Raw genomic sequence first — 264 nt, forward strand, 5'->3', positions numbered from 1 at the left:
ATCTGGCGTTATCTTTGCACTCTTGATTATTACAAATACCGTATAGCACTAAAGAATGACCAGATAACTTAAAACCATGTTCTTGAGCGACTTTGAGCTGCTCTTCCTCAATAACCTCGTTATGAAACTCAATAATTTTACCGCAAACGTCACAAACGAGATGATCATGATGCTCGTCTTGAGTAATCTCAAACACTGATAAGTTATTTTCGAAGTTATGACGCTCAACGATACCCGCTTGCTCAAACTGAGTCAGTACACGAT

Annotated in this window: 1 protein-coding gene; it reads right to left on the bottom strand. The window is 38.6% G+C overall.

Annotation, left to right across the window (positions count from 1 at the left end):
* Positions 1–264 (bottom strand): transcriptional repressor (locus tag AAEY72_RS15300; RefSeq protein ID WP_352311437.1); only part of this gene is annotated, 264 nt, incomplete at both ends.

The sequence above is a fragment of the Psychrobacter sp. W2-37-MNA-CIBAN-0211 genome (assembly GCF_040309405.1).
In the GTDB taxonomy this organism is placed as follows: Bacteria; Pseudomonadota; Gammaproteobacteria; order Pseudomonadales; family Moraxellaceae; genus Psychrobacter; species Psychrobacter glaciei.